General features: G+C 42.9%; 14 protein-coding genes. 7 read left to right on the top strand and 7 right to left on the bottom strand.

The annotated features are described in order from the left end of the window. Nucleotides 1-83 precede the first annotated feature (83 nt). Nucleotides 84-1,124 (bottom strand): quinone-dependent dihydroorotate dehydrogenase, encoded by a 1,041-nt coding sequence (locus IEV61_RS07790; protein WP_188415415.1) that lies wholly within the window; start codon nt 1,122-1,124, stop codon nt 84-86. A 78-nt stretch (nt 1,125-1,202) separates the two neighbouring features. Between IEV61_RS07790 and IEV61_RS07785 the strand changes: the two genes are divergently transcribed. The 4 genes from IEV61_RS07785 (at nt 1,203) to IEV61_RS07770 (ending at nt 6,299) form a co-directional block, all read left to right on the top strand. After that, nucleotides 1,203-1,961, top strand: a complete 759-nt coding sequence (locus IEV61_RS07785; protein WP_188415414.1) for an SGNH/GDSL hydrolase family protein — start codon at nt 1,203-1,205, stop codon at nt 1,959-1,961. A gap of 363 nt (nt 1,962-2,324) precedes the next feature. Next, the gene (locus IEV61_RS07780; protein ID WP_188415412.1) at nt 2,325-4,244 is read left to right on the top strand and encodes an ABC-F family ATP-binding cassette domain-containing protein; all 1,920 of its coding nucleotides are present in this window, start codon (nt 2,325-2,327) and stop codon (nt 4,242-4,244) included. Between the two features lie 71 nt (nt 4,245-4,315). After that, nucleotides 4,316-5,611, top strand: coding sequence for a type IX secretion system plug protein (locus IEV61_RS07775; RefSeq protein WP_188415410.1), 1,296 nt, complete (start codon nt 4,316-4,318; stop codon nt 5,609-5,611). 160 nt (nt 5,612-5,771) lie between these two features. Beyond that, complete coding sequence (locus tag IEV61_RS07770; protein ID WP_188415408.1) at nt 5,772-6,299, top strand: acyl-CoA thioesterase; 528 nt, start codon at nt 5,772-5,774, stop codon at nt 6,297-6,299. 159 nt (nt 6,300-6,458) lie between these two features. Here IEV61_RS07770 and IEV61_RS07765 read toward each other — a convergent pair whose 3' ends face one another. Both IEV61_RS07765 and IEV61_RS07760 read right to left on the bottom strand, forming a co-directional pair. Continuing rightward, nucleotides 6,459-7,442, bottom strand: coding sequence for an aldo/keto reductase (locus tag IEV61_RS07765; protein WP_188415406.1), 984 nt, complete (start codon nt 7,440-7,442; stop codon nt 6,459-6,461). 115 nt (nt 7,443-7,557) lie between these two features. Further along, nucleotides 7,558-7,962 carry an EVE domain-containing protein gene (locus IEV61_RS07760; RefSeq protein WP_188415403.1) on the bottom strand — a complete coding sequence of 135 codons (405 nt, stop codon included), beginning with the start codon at nt 7,960-7,962 and terminating at the stop codon, nt 7,558-7,560. Between the two features lie 302 nt (nt 7,963-8,264). On the opposite strand from IEV61_RS07760, the gene IEV61_RS07755 reads away from it, so the two are divergent. Continuing rightward, nucleotides 8,265-9,383 carry a GAF domain-containing protein gene (locus tag IEV61_RS07755; RefSeq protein WP_188415401.1) on the top strand — a complete coding sequence of 373 codons (1,119 nt, stop codon included), beginning with the start codon at nt 8,265-8,267 and terminating at the stop codon, nt 9,381-9,383. Here the strand turns inward: IEV61_RS07755 and IEV61_RS07750 are convergent, their stop codons facing one another. Continuing rightward, nucleotides 9,384-11,153, bottom strand: coding sequence for a PAS domain-containing protein (locus IEV61_RS07750; RefSeq protein WP_188415399.1), 1,770 nt, complete (start codon nt 11,151-11,153; stop codon nt 9,384-9,386). 176 nt (nt 11,154-11,329) lie between these two features. On the opposite strand from IEV61_RS07750, the gene IEV61_RS07745 reads away from it, so the two are divergent. Then, a complete protein-coding gene (locus IEV61_RS07745; RefSeq protein ID WP_188415397.1) occupies nt 11,330-11,521 on the top strand; it encodes a hypothetical protein in 192 nt (63 codons plus the stop codon). A gap of 79 nt (nt 11,522-11,600) precedes the next feature. Here the strand turns inward: IEV61_RS07745 and holA are convergent, their stop codons facing one another. Then, the gene (gene holA, locus IEV61_RS07740; protein WP_188415395.1) at nt 11,601-12,623 is read right to left on the bottom strand and encodes a DNA polymerase III subunit delta; all 1,023 of its coding nucleotides are present in this window, start codon (nt 12,621-12,623) and stop codon (nt 11,601-11,603) included. Between the two features lie 67 nt (nt 12,624-12,690). Between holA and IEV61_RS07735 the strand changes: the two genes are divergently transcribed. After that, nucleotides 12,691-13,149, top strand: coding sequence for a type I restriction enzyme HsdR N-terminal domain-containing protein (locus IEV61_RS07735; protein ID WP_188415393.1), 459 nt, complete (start codon nt 12,691-12,693; stop codon nt 13,147-13,149). Here the strand turns inward: IEV61_RS07735 and IEV61_RS07730 are convergent. Then, nucleotides 13,146-14,978 (bottom strand): ATP-binding protein, encoded by a 1,833-nt coding sequence (locus IEV61_RS07730; RefSeq protein WP_188415391.1) that lies wholly within the window; start codon nt 14,976-14,978, stop codon nt 13,146-13,148. The two genes, IEV61_RS07735 and IEV61_RS07730, sit on opposite strands and share 4 nt — an antisense overlap. A 104-nt stretch (nt 14,979-15,082) precedes the next feature. After that, the gene (locus IEV61_RS07725; RefSeq protein WP_188415389.1) at nt 15,083-17,824 is read right to left on the bottom strand and encodes a valine--tRNA ligase; all 2,742 of its coding nucleotides are present in this window, start codon (nt 17,822-17,824) and stop codon (nt 15,083-15,085) included. Between the last annotated feature and the right edge of the window lie 56 nt (nt 17,825-17,880).

Raw genomic sequence — 17,880 nt, 5'->3', positions numbered from 1 at the left:
TAAGTCTTCGACAAGCTCAGACTGACATAAAACATTAATTTATCAATGCATAGTCTGGCCTAAACATATTTGAGCGGGTTCCTCTACTTTAAAAGCGCCTTATTTATCCTGCCAATCAAATCAGGCCCCTCGTAAATAAAGCCTGTATACAACTGCACTAATGATGCCCCGGCATCCAGCTTTTCCTGCGCATCGCGGGCAGAATGTATGCCCCCTACCCCAATAATAGGGAACGAACCATTTGACTTTTGTGCTAAGTACCTGATTACCTCCGTTGAACGGCTGGTTAACGGCTTACCGCTTAATCCACCGGCTTCTTCTAAAACCTGCTGAGGCGATGCGAGTCCCTCACGGCTAATGGTGGTATTGGTAGCTATAACACCGGCGATACCGGTTTGCTGTACAATTTCTACAATATCGTCTAACTGTTCGTTGGTTAAATCAGGAGCTATTTTAAGCAATATAGGGCGATTGATGATGTTCTTTTGATTACGTTGCTGCAAGGTATTCAAAATGTGCATCAGCGGCTCTTTTTCCTGCAAGGCACGAAGGCCCGGAGTGTTGGGCGAGCTTACATTCACCACAAAGTAATCTACCACATCAAATAAACGGTCAAAGCATTTAATGTAGTCGCTTACCGCGTCTTCGTTAGGTGTGTTTTTATTTTTACCAATGTTACCGCCAATAATAACCGGGTTCTTGGCGGCAGCTGTACTTTTGCGGTAAGCCGCAATGCGCGATGCCAGTACATCTACCCCTAAATTATTAAAACCCATGCGATTAATGAGCGCCCCATCTGCAGGAAGCCTAAACATGCGGGGTTTAGGATTGCCGGGCTGCGGCAAAGGGGTTACGGTGCCCAGCTCTACAAAGCCAAAGCCCAGGTTAGCCATTTCGGCAATTACATCGCCATTCTTATCAAACCCTGCGGCTAAACCTACCGGGTTTTTAAATTTCAAGCCAAAAACCGTTCTTTCGAGCTTTGCATTATTTACCAACCAAACAGCCCGGCTTAGCGCCGCGCCACCCGGAAAGCGGTTAACTCTTTTTAAATTGCGGGTAACAAAATAATGCACCTTTTCAGGATCGAACTTGAACAGAATAGGCTTCAATAACTGATACATAGCGCGAAGTTATGGCTTACCTGCTTAATTTGCAGATTTGATTTAAAGAATATACTTTAGTAAACCAATATACCATACATGAAAGACGCATTTAACCGCCGTAAATTTATAACCAGTGCTGCTATAGGCACCCTTGCTACTATTGCTATTCCAGATATTGTTTCGGCGGCTACGGCTAATACCGCAGCAAAGAAAATCGGACTCAATGCCAATGACGTGATCTTGTTTCAGGGCGATAGTATTACCGACTGGGGCCGTAACAAGAAAGACACCACCCCCAATTCTTTTGATATGCTGGGTAAAGGCTATGTATTCATGGCAGCAGCCGGCTTATTACTTAAACATGCCGATAAGCAATTAAGTATTTACAATAAAGGCATTAGCGGTAACAAGGTTTACCAGTTGGCCGAGCGCTGGAACGACGACTGCCTGGCCATTAAGCCAAATGTGTTAAGCATTATGATAGGCGTCAACGATTTTTGGCATACGCTAACCAGCGGTTACCAGGGTACTATTGAAACCTACCGTAACGACTACAAAGCTTTGTTAGACCGCACCAAGCAAGCGCTGCCCGATGTTAAGCTGGTTATTGGCGAGCCATTTGCTGTTAAAGATGTAAAGGCCGTTACCGATAAATGGTATCCTAAATTTAATGAGTACCGCGCTGTATCTAAAGAAATTGCCGACAGCTTTGATGCGGCATTCATACCCTACCAGTCTATTTTTGACGAGGCACTGAAATCGGCCCCGGGCACCTACTGGACTAATGACGGTGTGCACCCCAGCATAGCCGGCGCCAATTTAATGGCACAAGCCTGGTTAAAAACTGTAAAGTAAACTTGAGAGTTCATAGTCATAAGTAAAGAGTCGGAAGCTATAGAAGTAATGAATTAATATTGATTCTTCACTGCCGACTCTTTACTTACGGCTTGAGACTCTTTCAATGCCCTACAAACTTATGCTTCATCCAATGCTCTATTTTATGGTGCATGGGCACAAGCAGGGCGGGCGTAGTATGTATTTCATCAGATAAGGTAAGTCAGTTGACAAGATAAATATTTGCAAGTAAAATATACTACCCGCTGTATTTTATCCGATTTTTATATATTTATACGTGTTTCTACAGCATTCAGCTTTTTGACATTGCCCTTAACCTTTCGCCTTTATCCTTTCGGCCAAAAAAGGTATATTTGTAGGTAAATGATTGCTATAAATAACCTGACGTTCGAGATTGGTGCGCGTGCCCTGTATGATGAAGCTAACTGGCATATAAAACCCGGTGAAAAAATTGGCCTTATTGGTGCCAACGGAACCGGTAAAACCACACTGCTTAAAATTATTGTAGGCGACTACAAACCCACTTCGGGTACTATATCCATGTCTAAGGATATAACCCTGGGTTACCTTAACCAGGATTTGCTTTCATATGCGTCTGACAAATCTATTTTGCATGTGGCCATGGAAGCCTTTGAGCGCCAGAACCAATTGCATACCGAAATTGAAGCCTTACTCAAGAAACTGGAAACCGACTATAGCGAAGACTTACTAAACAAGCTTAGCGATAAACAGCACGAGTTTGAGGCGTTAGACGGTTATAACATTGAATATAAAGCAAACGAGATTTTAGCAGGTTTAGGCTTTGCCGATGCCGACCAGGAGCGCAAACTAAGCACCTTCTCGGGTGGATGGCGTATGCGTGTAATGCTGGCCAAAATTCTGTTGCAAGCCCCCGATATTTTATTGCTGGATGAGCCTACCAACCACCTGGACTTACCCTCCATTGTTTGGTTGGAAGATTACCTTCGCAGCTTTGAAGGTGCCATCGTTATCGTATCGCACGATAGATGGTTTCTGGATAAGGTAATTAACCGTACCGTTGAAAGCCGTAAAGGTAAGTTAACCGTTTATGCAGGCAACTACAGCTTCTACTTAGAAGAAAAAGGCCTGCGCGAAGAAATTCAGCGTGGCGAATTTAAAAACCAGCAGGCCAAAATTAAACAGGAAGAACGTCTGATCGAGCGTTTTCGTGCCAAGGCATCTAAAGCTAAAATGGCACAATCGCGCATTAAGCAATTAGATAAGCTGGAGCGCATAGATGATGTGGACGATGACAATCCATCGGTAAACTTCACCTTTAAGTTTGGAAAGCAGTCGGGCCGAAACGTGACCGCTATTGAAGGTATTAGCAAAAGCTATCCTAACCTGCAAATTTTGGACAATGCCGATGCCATCATTGAAAAAGGCGACAAAATTGCGCTGATTGGTGCTAACGGTCGTGGTAAATCCACATTGTTACGCATTATTGCAGGTGCCGATAAAACCTTTGAAGGTAAATGCGAAACCGGTTATAATGTAACGCAGACCTTTTTTGCCCAGCACCAACTGGAATCGTTACACCTGGAAAGCGAGATCCTTGCCGAGCTACAAAGCTTTGCCCCTAAACATTCTGATACCGAACTACGCTCTATTTTGGGCTCGTTCCTGTTTACGGGCGATGATGTATTCAAGAAGATCAAGGTACTGTCGGGTGGTGAAAAATCGCGTGTAGCCCTGGCTAAAGCCCTTACCGCCGATGCCAACTTCCTGATACTGGATGAGCCTACCAATCACTTGGACATGGCTTCGGTAAACATTTTGATTCAGGCTTTACAGCAGTATGAGGGTACTTTCATAGCGGTATCGCACGATAGGTATTTCCTGGATAATATTGCCAACAAGATCTGGTTTATTGAAGATCAAAAGATCAAAGAATACCCGGGCACTTACCAGGAATATGAAGAATGGATGAGCAAGCGCAAGTACGAACCTAAACCTGCACCCATTCCTCAGTTACAACAAAAAGAAGTAAAAAAAGAGCCTGTTAAGCAGCAGCCTTCTGAAGATAAGAACAAGCAGTTAAAAAAACTTAACGGCGATTTAACCCGCATGGAACAGCAAATTGCCGACCTGGAGAAAGAGGTTAAACAACTGGAAAGTAAACTGACCGAAGATGGCGTTTACAACAACCCCGCCAAGCTTAAGGAAACCAACGCTACCTACCAGCAAAAGCAATCATCGCTTAACCAGGTACAGCAGCAATGGGAAACCCTGGCCGAGCAAATTATGGAACTGGAAGCGTAATTTAAGATAAGTCATTGACAAGAATAAACTACTGTCATGCTGAGCCTGTCGAAGACCTCACCAAGCGGCGAATGCTTCGACAAGCTCAGCATGACAGTTTAAGTTTAGCATGTTATTTTTGTGTTATCCTTTTCTTCCTCGCACCTCATGCCTTTGCCCAAACCACCCTCCAGTATACCGATCACACCTACCGCGCCGGCATTAAAAGCGTAGAGTGCTATAATACCGCCAAGCAAGGTTCCTTCCCTATTATTAGCCTGCGCAGTAACGAACAATTGCAACTGGCTTTTGACGATTTGGATGGTCGCAGCCGCAGTTATTATTATAGCCTGGAACATTGTGATGCCAGCTGGAACTCTTCGCGGTTATCGCCCGCCGAGTACCTGCAAAGCTTTATGGAAGACCGCATTATAGATTACAGCTATTCGAGCGGTACGGTTCAAAAGTATATTCACTACGAGGTTAAATTCCCTAATCAAAACATCATCCCCAAACTGGCCGGCAATTACCTGCTCAAGGTGTATGAGGATGCGGACCAAAATAAGCTCATCATCACCCGCCGGGTATACATAGCCAGTTCGGCAGTGGGTATTGCGGCCAGTTTTGTTCCGTCTAATAACGTAGCGAGGCGGTTAAATAATCAAAAAATAAACTTTGAGGCATCCTACACAGGCCTTAACGTACAAAACCCGTATAACGATATCAAAGTACTCGTGATGCAAAATGGCAGGGCCGAAACCAGTATACTCAATACCCGGCCAACCTTTTTGCGCGGCTCACAATTGATTTACAACGATTTTAACATCAACGATTTTGCAGGTGGCAATGAGTTCAGGCACTTTGACACCCGCACACTTAAACTCAACTCTGAAAGAATAGCCCGCATTTTTAAAGACACCGCTAATACGGTTTTACTGCTGGGCGATGAAAGCCGCAATCAAAACGCTTACCTGTTTCAGTACGATATTAACGGCAGTTACTATGTAATTAACCAAGACGGCCGCGATGCCCGTACCGATGCCGATTATGTTTACGTGTTCTTCAATTTTACGCCATCTGCCACTTTGCCTAAAGGAGATATTTACCTCACCGGGCGTTTCAACAATTACGAGTTAACAAACGCCAACAAGTTACAATACGATGCAACGCGTAACCGCTACACTATGCAGGCACTGTTGAAACAAGGTGTTTACGATTACCAATATGTATGGGTAGACGCTGCCAGCGGCAAAGCCAGCAGCGAACCACTGGAAGGTAGCTACTTTGAAACCGAAAACGACTATCAACTCCTGGTTTACTACCGCCCCCCCGGCTCGCGCTGGGAAGAACTGGTGGGATATAAAGTGATTAATACGGGGAGAAGATAGGTATAGGAGAGCGGGGTTGTGCGAGGAGCGAAGTTGCGGGTTACGGGGTAAAGTGCAAGGCATTTCAAGACCTGTACCTACAAAACATTATCTACCTTTCTACTTTTTACCTCGCTCTCCGCACTTTGCACCTCCGCTTCTAAACTGTATCTTTGCCTCTATGCAAGCCAAAAAGCCACAGGAATCTTTAGTGATAATGAACGAACTGGTATTTCCGAATGATACCAATATGATGCACAACCTGATGGGTGGGCGCTTGCTGTATTGGATGGATATTGCCGCAGCTATGAGTGCTCAAAAGCATAGCAACCGCTTGGTAGTTACCGCTTCAGTAGATAATGTATCCTTCGAAAAATCTATTAAACTGGGCGATGCCGTAACCATTGAGGCCAAAGTAACCCGTGCTTTTAACAAATCAATGGAAGTGCGTTTGGATGTATGGGCACAAAATATTCCGGCCGGTGGCAAGGAGAAAAGCAACCAGGCTTACTACACCTTCGTGGCTTTGGATGATGACGGCAAACCCGTAGCCGTACCAGAAATTGAGCCTGAAAATGAAGAGGAAAAACTCCTGTTTGATGAGGCTTTACGCCGCAGACAATTACGCCTCATATTAAGCGGCCGCATGGAACCTAATGATGCCACCGAGCTCAAGGCCTTGTTTATGGCAGCTAAGCATGAGTTGTAGGCCCCTCCTAAATCCTCCCCGGGAGGGAGGACTTTAAAAGATATATACAGAAGGTTCTAATATGTCATTGCGACGAGCGATAGCGACGCGGCAATCGCAAGCATTCAGGTATAAACGGGTGCGGTTGCCACGCTGCGCTCGCAACGACACTTGGTAAATCTAAAAATGCCCCCTTATTTGCCCCTTGATCTGCTCATCATACAACTTTCTTAATTGCTGATGAACCTGCGGCGAAAGCGGTGGTAAGGTTGATGCTTCTACATTGCTGTTTACCTGGCTAATTTTAGAAGCCCCCGGTATAACGGTAGTTACCTCGGGGTGGTCAAGTATCCAACGGATGGCCCATTGTGCCATGCGTTCGTCGGGAAGTAATTGTTTTATTTCGCCGGCCAGCTTCACACCTTCTTTAAAATCTATACCCGAAAATGTTTCTCCTGCGTTAAACGCCTCCCCATTGGCATTAAAGTTACGGTGGTCGGTACCTCCAAACTGCGTGTCTTCTTTAAACTTGCCACTCAATAAACCACTGGCTAAAGGCACACGTACAATTAACGCCACACCTTTTTCTTTAGCCTTGGCAAAAACCTCATCGGCCACATGCTGGCGGAACAGGTTAAATATGATCTGTAACGAGGCCAATCCCTCCTGCTCCAGGCAAAGCAATGCTTCCTCACTGGTTTCAACACTGGCGCCAAAATGCTTGATCAAGCCTTGCTGCTGTAACTTACGCAAATGGTCGAATACTTTACCAGAACGCATTTCTTCGGTAGGTATACAGTGCAACTGTTCTAAAAAAAGCTGCGAAAGCCCCAAGTGCTGTAACGAGTCTTCAGCCTGGCGTTTCATGGCATCATAAGTGAAGTTTTGCGGCCAGCCATTACCGGCATCGCCCCTGCGGCCTAACTTGGTGGCTACATAAATGTCTTTATCAACCGATTTAAGAAACTTGCCTATCACGGTTTCACTTACGCCCATGCCGTAAACATCGGCCGTATCAATAAAATTACCACCGGCATCGGTGTAAGACTTTAATATTTGCAGGGCGGCTTCTTCGTCTACATTACCCCAATCGGCACTGCCCAGTTGCCAGGTACCTAACCCTACTTCGGCTATTTTCGTATCTTTAAATGCTCTGTATTGCATAATTTAATGAGTGAATGCTTGAATTAGTGATTGAGTGAATGCTTAGGCTGTTTACTTAACACATTTAAAGCACTAATGATTTGCACATCTGCACATTTGCTTATCTGCCCATCAATCAGCTTCCCAGCTCTATAATCCGGTCAAATTCTTCGGCTTTGAGGCCCATTACAGAGAGGCGGCCTTGCCTCACCAACGATATATCTTTCAACTGCTCATCAGCTTTAATCTGTTCCAGCGTTACCGGCTTTTTCAGTGGCTCTACCGGTACCAGGTCAACCACTACCCAATTGCTGTCATCGGTGGTGGGGTCCTGATAGGCTTCTTTAACTACCTTTGCTATACCAACTACGGCCTTACCCTCGTTGCTGTGGTAATAAAGCACCAGGTCGCCCTCTTTCATCAGTTTGAGATTGTTGCGCGCCTGGTAATTACGAACACCGTCCCAAAAGGTACGACCATCCTCATTAAATTTTTCCCAGCTATATTTAAACGGTTCGGATTTGACTAAAAAATATTGCATATCAACTTGTAAGTGTTAAGCGCTTAAAAACTCCGCTTTAACAAGCTGTAAAGGTGAAAAATTGCAAGCATATATTAAAGCTATCTCACAATAAATTACTGCTGTAACCCTCGTAACTAACAACTTACAAATTAGTTAAATTCCTAATTTATGACCTTAATATACACCACCCATATTTACTCTTGATAGTCAAATATGGCTCATGATAACACAGGGCAACTTATGTAAAGATGGCTCTTGTATTGCTATGTTACATACAGTTCACAGCCGAATAATAAATTGATAGCTAAATACTTACACATATGATAATAGCCGAACCTAAAAGACTTGCCATTGTTAAACAATATCATGATTTAATACTTGATGAGAATAAAGAATTAAACGACCTGGTAGCACTGGCAGCCAAAATTTGTAACGTAAAGATGTCTTGCGTTTCTTTGATAGACGAACATGTGCAATGGATTAAATGTGCATTAGGCATCACTGCAGATGAGCAAAGCCGCGAAGACTCATTTTGCAAATACCTTGTTAGCACTACCAAAGTGATGGTAGTAAAAAACACGCTGCTGGATGAGCGCTTTATGAATTATACTTCGGTTAGGGGTGTAAAAGGGATAAGGTTTTATGCAGGAGTATCTATCATTACTACCGATGGCTACCATTTAGGAGCACTTTGTGTTTATGGTACCAAACCGCAAACCCTAACTGGCGAACAAAAAGAAATGTTGGCTTTTATTGCCAGGCAGGTAATGCATATGTTAGAAATGCTTTTAGGTATTCAATCTTTCAAGCAAAGCCATGTACATCCTAACACTCATAAAGAAAATGCGGTTGCTGCAGAGCGTAAATTGAACGCATTTTTAAACAGTTCGCCTACAAGCCATATTTTAATTAACAAAGCCTTGCAAGTGCTACACTTTAATAAGTCATCATCTGCCTCGGTTAAAAAGCATTTAGCCAAAAAAATTGAAGCCGGTAAAAGTGTGTTACAGTACATCAGTACTCCATTTAAAGATAAGTTTTTGAAATTTATTAAGCGTGCATTTGCAGGGAAAAGAACCAGCAAAGAAGTGTTGATCAAAACAGCAGGCAAAGCTCCGCAATGGTGGGATATATCATTGCATCCTGTTACCAATGAGCAAGGAGATACCGTAAGTGTAACTTATAGTGCAGTTAATATACATGAACAAAAGCTACAGGCCGCTCAAAATCAAGCACAAAAAGATTCACTCCTGAAGATAGCATTCATACAATCACACAGCTACCGTAAACCCGTAGCCTCTATACTGGGGTTAATGAATGTAATAAAGGCGAACAACTACAAATCGCCGAAAGAGAGTTTGCTTTTAATGGAGAAAGCAGTAAATGACCTTGATGCCCAAATACGGTCTGTAGTAGATTGTGCAGATAAAGCCTCTTAATTACTCGAAAGGCAGCTTTATGTAAAAGGTGGATCCTTTACTTAATTCACTTTTTAAAGTTAAATGTCCACCCAGCGCTTCTACATGGCTTTTAACCAGGAAAAGGCCCAGCCCCTTGCCTTCTACCTTAAAATCAAAACGTTTGTAAGGTTTGAACAAATCGTGAGCGTGTTTTTTAAGATCTATACCCTTACCATTGTCGGCCACATAAATTACCATGTGCTCTTCGGTCGGATAAAAATCTATTTTGATATAGGGCTTTTGGTGCGACCGGTACTTAATAGCATTGCTAATGAGATTATAAAAAATACTGTGCATATAAGCGCGGTTGGTACGCAGCATTAATGCCTTGGCCGGAACCATAATATCGGCATCGGTAGCAATTACCTGTGGCTGCAGGTCTATGAGCACATGCTGCAACAGGTCTTGAAAGTTCACCGGCTCTTTAAGCAGTTCTTTATTAGCATTGTTAATGGTTAAAATATAGCTGAGGTCTTTAATAACCGTATCTAAGTTGTTTACCGATTTTTTGAGTTCTATAAGTGTTTGTTCTTGTGTTTCGGCATCATCTTTAAACAACTCTAATAGGTTAGCTAATCCTACTATATTGGCCACTGGCGACCGCATATTATGCGACACGATGTAGGCGAACTGTTGCAACTCTTTATTTTGACGGTAAAGGTCGTCGGCCAAAAGGCGTAATTCCATTTCGGCCTTCTTCTTTTCGGTAACATCGGTATGAATGGTAATGCACATTTCCATTTGCCCATGCTCATTCATAATGGGAGTGAGTTTTAGCAAATTCCAGTATATTGTACCGTCTTTTCTATAACACTCAATTTCTTCTTCAATTGAAATGCCGCGCAAAATCTCTTCCCTACCCTTTTGGGCCAAAACGGTACCGTCTTGTTTCATCCTAAGCAATTCGCCAATGCGCCGGCCAACTGCTTCTTTTTGCGTATAGCCGCTTATTTGGCAAAAGCCGTTGTTTACAAACTCTATTGCAAAATCACCATCCAAAATGGCTATACCGTCGCTGGCTTTATCGGCCACAATAGATAATCTTTTCAAGTTTTGCTGCAGGGCAATACGCTGAGCAATGTTTTTGATAACGAGATAGATCTCCAAGGTTTCGCCATGATATACTACCGGCACTATGGTAAAGTTAACATCAAGTAACTGTCCCTTCTTGGTTTGTACTTTTATATCAAACGTTGAAGCTTTACCATGTAGTTTAGCCTGCAAAAATTCGCACAATACCTGCCAATGGTACTTAGCGCTTATAAAAGTGGTTAAAGGCTCGCGCTTTAAATCGGTTAGGTTATACCCTGTATCAAACTTTATTTGAGGATTGATCTGTGTTACCCGGCCTTCGCCATTTAAATGCATAATGCCAAAGGGATGGCCGGCAAAAAATGAAGCATGTGCTTTACTTACGGTGTTAATTTCTGAATGGGCCTCTCCTTCGGCATAACGGATGCTTACCATGGCCTGGTAAGGTGTGTCTTTTGGCGTTGGAAAATGCGTTAACACGATCTCTACCCAGATAATTCCTTCCTTTCCAAAAAAAGGCACGCGGTTAAAGTGCAGATTTTCGTTAACCTGCGGATGCTTTAGAAAGCCAGTTATTTGCTTTGCATATTTTGGGGAAACATGGTCTTGCAACAATTTACCATCCAGTTCGGCACCCGTATAGCCCGACCATATTTGGAACGTTGAACCTAAAAAAACAATATGGCCCTCTGCATCCAGCAGTAAGTGAGAATTCATGCGTTATTAAGTATCAGTAGTATTCTGCAATAAAATTAGCACGAATATGCGGATTGTAGGTGTGACTTAGGCATAATTGCGTATTAAATAAATCAGCAAACCCAATAATCTGCTAAATAAGATCGGATTAAACATTTACTTAAATTAACAGTTAACTAATGTAAGAATTTTGATTTATGAAGAACGGACTTTTTGAATATGGCGATCAGGTCATCATTAGCCTTACTGATGAAAAGGGAACTGTAAACACCAACCAGCTTAATGACGGCGACCCTGTAGAAGTTGAACTCCAATCGGGAGAGGTAAAACAGTTTAACGAAGATGACCTGGCTTTTGATGAAGACTACCAACCGGATACAGGCGAATAATAAGTGACAACCAAGAGCTAAGAAACAAGAGCCAAGATCTAAAGTAATATCTCCTCACTCTTGGCTCTTATTTCTATCTTTAATGCAGCACCTTAAATACCAGCTCTTTGAGCAGTTCGCCGTGTGAGGCGTTGGAGTTTACGCCTTTGCTTTTAAGATCGTACTCCCTTAGCCAGCCAATAATTTGGGTGGAGCGGTAATAGTCAAAATTGCGGGCAGCCTGCTCGTAATCTTTAATAAAGTAAGGGTTTACGCCTAACTCACGGGCTACATTTTGCGGGCTTTTGTCTTTTACGTAATGGTAAAGCAGCACTTTGCTGAAAAAATTATTCAGATTACCCAATACCAGCACAATAGGGTTTGCCTTAGGATTTGCCTCGAAGTAGTTAATAATTTGATTGGCTTTTAACACATCGCGCTTAACCAGGGCCGATTGCAGTTCAAACACATTATACTCTTTGCTGATGCCGATATTGTCCTGAATGTCTTTTAAACCTATCTCCTGCCCTGCGGCAATGTTCAGCATCAGTTTATCCAGTTCATTTGCAATCTTCGACAGATCGTTACCCAGGTATTCACAAAGCATAGCCGCAGCTTGTGCACTAATACGGTACTTTTTGTCGGCAACGTAGCTTTCTATCCAGGCGGGAATCTTGTTATCGTATAAAGAAGCCGACTCAAAAATAAGCCCGTTCTTATCTATGGCCTTGTAAGCTTTTTTACGCTTGTCAAACTTTCCGTATTTATAGCAAAACACCAATATGGTGCTGCTCAACGGGTTTTCTAAATAGCTTAATACAGGATTAATGCCTTTCTTATCGCCATCCTCTTTACCCCATTTCATGTCTTGCGCTTCCTTTACAATGATCACCTGGTAATCGGCCATCATGGGGTAACGTTTGGCAGCATTGAGCACCGCCATAATATCGGTATCCTTGCCGTATAAAACGGTTTGATTAAAGCCCTTCTCTGCATCAGATAGTATATGGCTTTCCATATAATTGCTGATATGATCAATAAAATAAGGTTCTTCGCCATGCAACAGATACAGGGGTTTGAACTTGCGGTTCTTTACGTCTTTGAGGATATCGTTGGCGGTCATTTTAAGCGCTGCAATTTACGAATTAGCCATTAGGATTTGGCAGATTTATTGATGAATTTTGCCACTCATGGAACTGCTGCTGCCCTTAGCCTTACCGCCCTACCCCTTTAAACTAACCGACCAAAACGGCCAGCTTTTCATTTTTGACGAGATACGTAAAAAGCAGATCATGCTTACACCCGAGGAATGGGTTCGCCAGCATTTTGTGCAATACCTCATCAGGGTAAAAGGTTATCCTAAAAGCTTAATTAAGTTAGAAGGCGGCTTACGGCTGCACGGCATGCAAAAACGATCAGACATTGTGGTGTTTAATGCGCAAGGGCAGAAGATATTGATGGTAGAGTGCAAAGCGCCCGACGTAGTTATAGATCAGAAAGTTTTTGACCAGATAGCCCGATACAATATAACGCACAGGATAAAAATTTTGGCGGTAACTAACGGCTTGCAACATTACTATTGTAGTATTGATTTCGAGAATAGTGCCTATCAATTTTTGGAGCAACCGCCAGATTATGGAAGCCTTTAAACCGACTGCGATTTAGATCTGAGCAACGATTTACGCTTAACCAGGGTAACGATCTTTTCTTTCAACTCTTCGGGTTTGAAAGGTTTAGATACATAATCATTCATGCCGGCGTTAAAAACCTTTTCACGTATATCTGTCAAGGCCGATGCTGTAAGGGCAATAATAGGAATGCTTGCTTTTTGTGCATCGGGCATTCTGCGTATTTCCATGGCAGCATCAAAACCGTTAAGTACCGGCATTTGCAAATCCATCAATACAATATCAAAGTTTCCGTACTGCATCATTTCAACAGCCCGTTCACCGTTTTCGGCAAATGATGATTGTACCTGCCACTTAGAGAAGAATTTTTTCATGAGCATGGTATTCACCATGTTATCTTCAGCCACTAAAATGTGCAAATTATTCAACGTTTGATCGGCATCAAAAACAATACTTGGCTGGGCTGCAGGTTCCTCTAACTTTTCGGTAGCCACTGGTAAATCAAGGTTGAACGAAAACTCTGAACCCTGCCCTGGCTTGCTCATAACTTCCATGTTTACGCCGCGCAGTTCGAGCAGGCGTTTAACAATGGCTAATCCTAAACCAGTACCACCATATTTACGTGTGGTAGTAATAGATTCTTGGGTGAAAGGTTCAAATATGGCGTTCAAATTATCGCGCTCAATACCAATACCCGAGTCTTTAACAGAAAAACGGATAATAACCTGGTTATGGCGGTCTTCCATGCAATGTACTTTTACCTCTACATACCCCTGGCGCGTAAACTTAATGGCGTTGCTTACCAGGTTAAAAATGATTTGGGTAATGCGTGTAGGATCGCCTATAACGATCTTATTGCGAAGCACGTCATCTATCTTAAGCTTAAAAATAAGCCCTTTTTCGTTGGCCTTAATAATTTGCCCGCCGCAGATGTTATGCATAAGCTCGGTCAAATTAAAGCGTATGTTTTCAAACACCACCTTACCCGATTCGATCTTGTTAAAATCGAGCACATCGTTTACAATGGCCAGCAAGTTACTTGCAGAAAATTTGAGAATTTCCAGATTTTCTTCCTGATCGGGCCTGGGGTTACCCATCATAAGCAGGTTGCTCATCCCTATCACAGCATTCAGCGGCGTACGTATCTCGTGCGACATAGTAGACAAAAACTCCGATTTTGCCAGCGATGACTTTTCGGCCTTATCTATAGCAATCTCAAGATTTTCATTTAACCGGCTTTGATCTTCGCTGGTTTTTTTAAGCTTGATGATATTTTTAAGAAAAGCATTATAAAAGTGATTATGGATATACACCATGATCGCAAAGTTGGCCAGCACACTTAAAATAATGGTAGACTGGTCGAGATGCTCGGGCCTGATATCAATAATATAAATATGGCTGTAAGTATATACCATAAACAGCAATACCGGCGTAAGGTTAAGCATGGAGTACAACAGCCCCCAATTTTGCCCAAGCATGTAAAAGCTAAAAATGATGATCATCAGCACCAGTTGAATAGACAGGATGTCTATTTTTTGGAAAATGACAAAGGCATCGGCCAGATTAATAAGCGTGCCCATGAGGAGCAGCGTATGCGAAACGAATTTCCAATCGCCCCGCCAGGTTAGATACTTAAATAAAACAATAGCAAGGAACAAAACGCCCGCACACATTGACGTTAGGGCAGTTTGATTTAAATTCCATACGCTTAAGAGTATGGCACTAACAGCAACCGATACAATTAATAACCCATAATAAAGCAGCCGAATACGCGCCTGCGTAAGCATCGACTGCCCATCAGACAATATATTCTTTATAGAGAGGTTAAAAAAACCTGCTTTGCTACTCATTTATAATTATTAATGCACTTACTTACCTGCTCGCATTTACACGACAATTATCATAAGCACTTAGTTAGTGCTAAAAACTTAACCTGGTTAGTAACGCATTGCAATTAATTTGCCAAAAACTTTAAATTATCTTCAACTATTTTAAGCTTCGCCTCGGCGTCTGCTTTTTTCTTACGTTCGTTATCAATGACTTCAGGCTTGGCGTTATTGACAAATTTTTCGTTAGAAAGTTTGGCATCAACAGACTTTAAAAATCCAAGCAAGTAATCCTTTTCCTTTTGTAAGCGCAAAAGTTCTGCACCGGCATCAACATTGGTACTCAACGGTATAAAGAATTCATCGGTAGATACGAGAAAATTGACCGCACCGATTACTTTTTCTTCTGTAAAGTTTATGTTACCAATGTTACCTAATTTTTTAATAACTGGCAAATATGCTTCGTAATTAACATCCGAACTCTGCTTAATCGAAAGATCAAGTGTTTCTTTTGGCGATAACTTCTTATTATTACGTGTATTACGAATTTCTGTAATTACTTGTTTAACATTTTCGAAATGATTCAACTGCTGGGTATTCCATTCCTCAATTGATGGTAATTGGGCAACAATGCAGCAATCTTCGGCTGTTCGTGTACCAAAAAGTTCATCATGCCATAACTCCTCGGTAATAAACGGCATAAATGGATGCAGCAATTTTATAATCTCTTCAAAGTAACCAATAGTAGCGTTAAATGTTTGAACATCAATGGGCTGCTGGTAAACAGGCTTCACCATTTCAAGGTACCAGGCGCAAAAATCGTCCCATACCAGTTTGTAAACGGCCATAATGGCTTCGCTGAGGCGGTAATCCTTAAAGGCCTCTTCAATTTCGGCAGTAGCCTGGTTAAAGCGGTTTTTAAACCAGCTAATAGCGGTTTGATTAGGATTTTCCAGTTCTTCACTTACCTCCCAGCCCTTTACCAGCCTAAAGGCATTCCATATTTTATTGGCAAAGTTGCGGCCCTGTTCGCAATAGCTTTCATCAAACATTAAATCGTTACCGGCAGGTGAACATAGCAGCATGCCCACACGAACGCCGTCGGCTCCAAATTTACCGATGAGGTCAATCGGGTCGGGCGAGTTACCTAACGACTTGGACATTTTGCGGCCCAGCTTATCGCGAACGATACCAGTAAGGTATACATTCTTAAACGGTGCCTGCCCTTTAAACTCATGCCCCGCCATGATCATACGCGCTACCCAGAAAAATAGAATTTCAGGAGCAGTAACCAGATCGTTTGTTGGGTAGTAATAGTTAATATCTGCATTCTCAGGGTCTTTAAAACCATCAAAAACCGAGATAGGCCATAACCACGACGAGAACCAGGTATCTACTACGTCTTCGTCCTGACGTAAATCAGCAGTTGTAAGTTGTGAGTTATCAGTTGTCAGTGCCTTTGCTTCTGCTAAAGCTTCTTCGGCGGTTTTGGCAACTACGTATTGTCCGTTAGGTAGGTACCAGGCCGGTATTTGCTGCCCCCACCATAGCTGGCGACTAATATTCCAGTCGCGTACGTTCTCCATCCAGTGCCGATAGGTGTTGATATACTTTTCGGGAATAAGCTTTACCTCACCGTTCAATACATAATCGAGCGCAGGCTTAGCCATTTCGGTCATTTTGCAAAACCATTGCATAGACAGCTTAGGCTCTATAACTGCATCTGTACGTTCCGAAAAACCAATCTGCGATTTGTAATCTTCCACCTTTTCCAGCGCGCCGGCTTCTTCTAACAGTACGGCTATCTTTTTACGGGCAGCAAAGCGGTCTTCGCCTATAAGTATTGCGGCTTTCTCATTTAGTGTTCCGTTGTCGTTTAAAATATCTATAACCGGCAGGTTGTGCTTTTGACCCAGTTCATAATCGTTCAAATCGTGCGCTGGGGTAACTTTCAGGCAACCTGTACCAAAATCCATGGTTACGTACTCATCCAGTATAACCGGAATGGCACGATTGATCAAAGGCACATACACCGTTTTGCCATGCAGGTGCGTATAACGCTCATCATTCGGGTTAATACAAATAGCACTATCGGCCATAATAGTTTCCGGACGGGTGGTGGCAATGGTTATATAAGTGGCGGGGGCTTCAGAAGTTGCGGGGCGCGGGGTGCGGGTTGCGGAATCTTCGCTCCTCACTCCTTCTACTTCGCTCTTCGCTCCATCTTTTATCCTCGCTCCTAAATCCTCGCTCCCCGCAACCTCATACCGTATATAATAAAGCTTCTGGTTAACTTCTTTGCGGATAACTTCTTCGTCGCTTACGGCGGTTAGGCCTTTGGGGTCCCAGTTTACCATGCGTACGCCGCGGTAAATGAGGCCTTTTTTGTGGAGATGGATAAAGGTATCAATTACCGCAGCGCTCATATCAGGCTCCATGGTAAAACGGGTACGATCCCAATCGCACGAAGCACCTAACTTTTTTAATTGCTCGAGGATGATGCCGCCATATTTTTCCTTCCATTCCCAGGCGTAGCTCAAAAACTCCTCGCGGGTAAGGTCGGTTTTGGCAATGCCACGCTCTTTAAGCATGGCTACCACTTTGGCTTCGGTGGCTATACTGGCATGATCGGTTCCGGGTACCCAGCAAGCATTTTTACCTTTCATGCGGGCGCGGCGAATTAATACATCCTGTATGGTATTATTCAACATATGGCCCATGTGAAGCACACCGGTAACATTGGGCGGAGGAATTACTATTGTATAAGGTTCGCGCTCGTCGGGCACCGATTTAAAAAATTTGTGCTCTAACCAGTAGCTATACCATTTATCTTCAACTTCGTTAAACTGATAGGTTTTTGAAATACTCATAGCCTACAAAAATAATGTTTTGCGGCAAATAGCCTCCATTTAAAACACAACGAAAA

The sequence above is a fragment of the Mucilaginibacter galii genome (assembly GCF_014635825.1).
Taxonomy (GTDB): Bacteria; Bacteroidota; Bacteroidia; order Sphingobacteriales; family Sphingobacteriaceae; genus Mucilaginibacter; species Mucilaginibacter galii.
The sequence above is the reverse complement of the archived record's forward strand: the minus strand, read 5'-3'. Positions and strand labels throughout refer to the sequence as shown.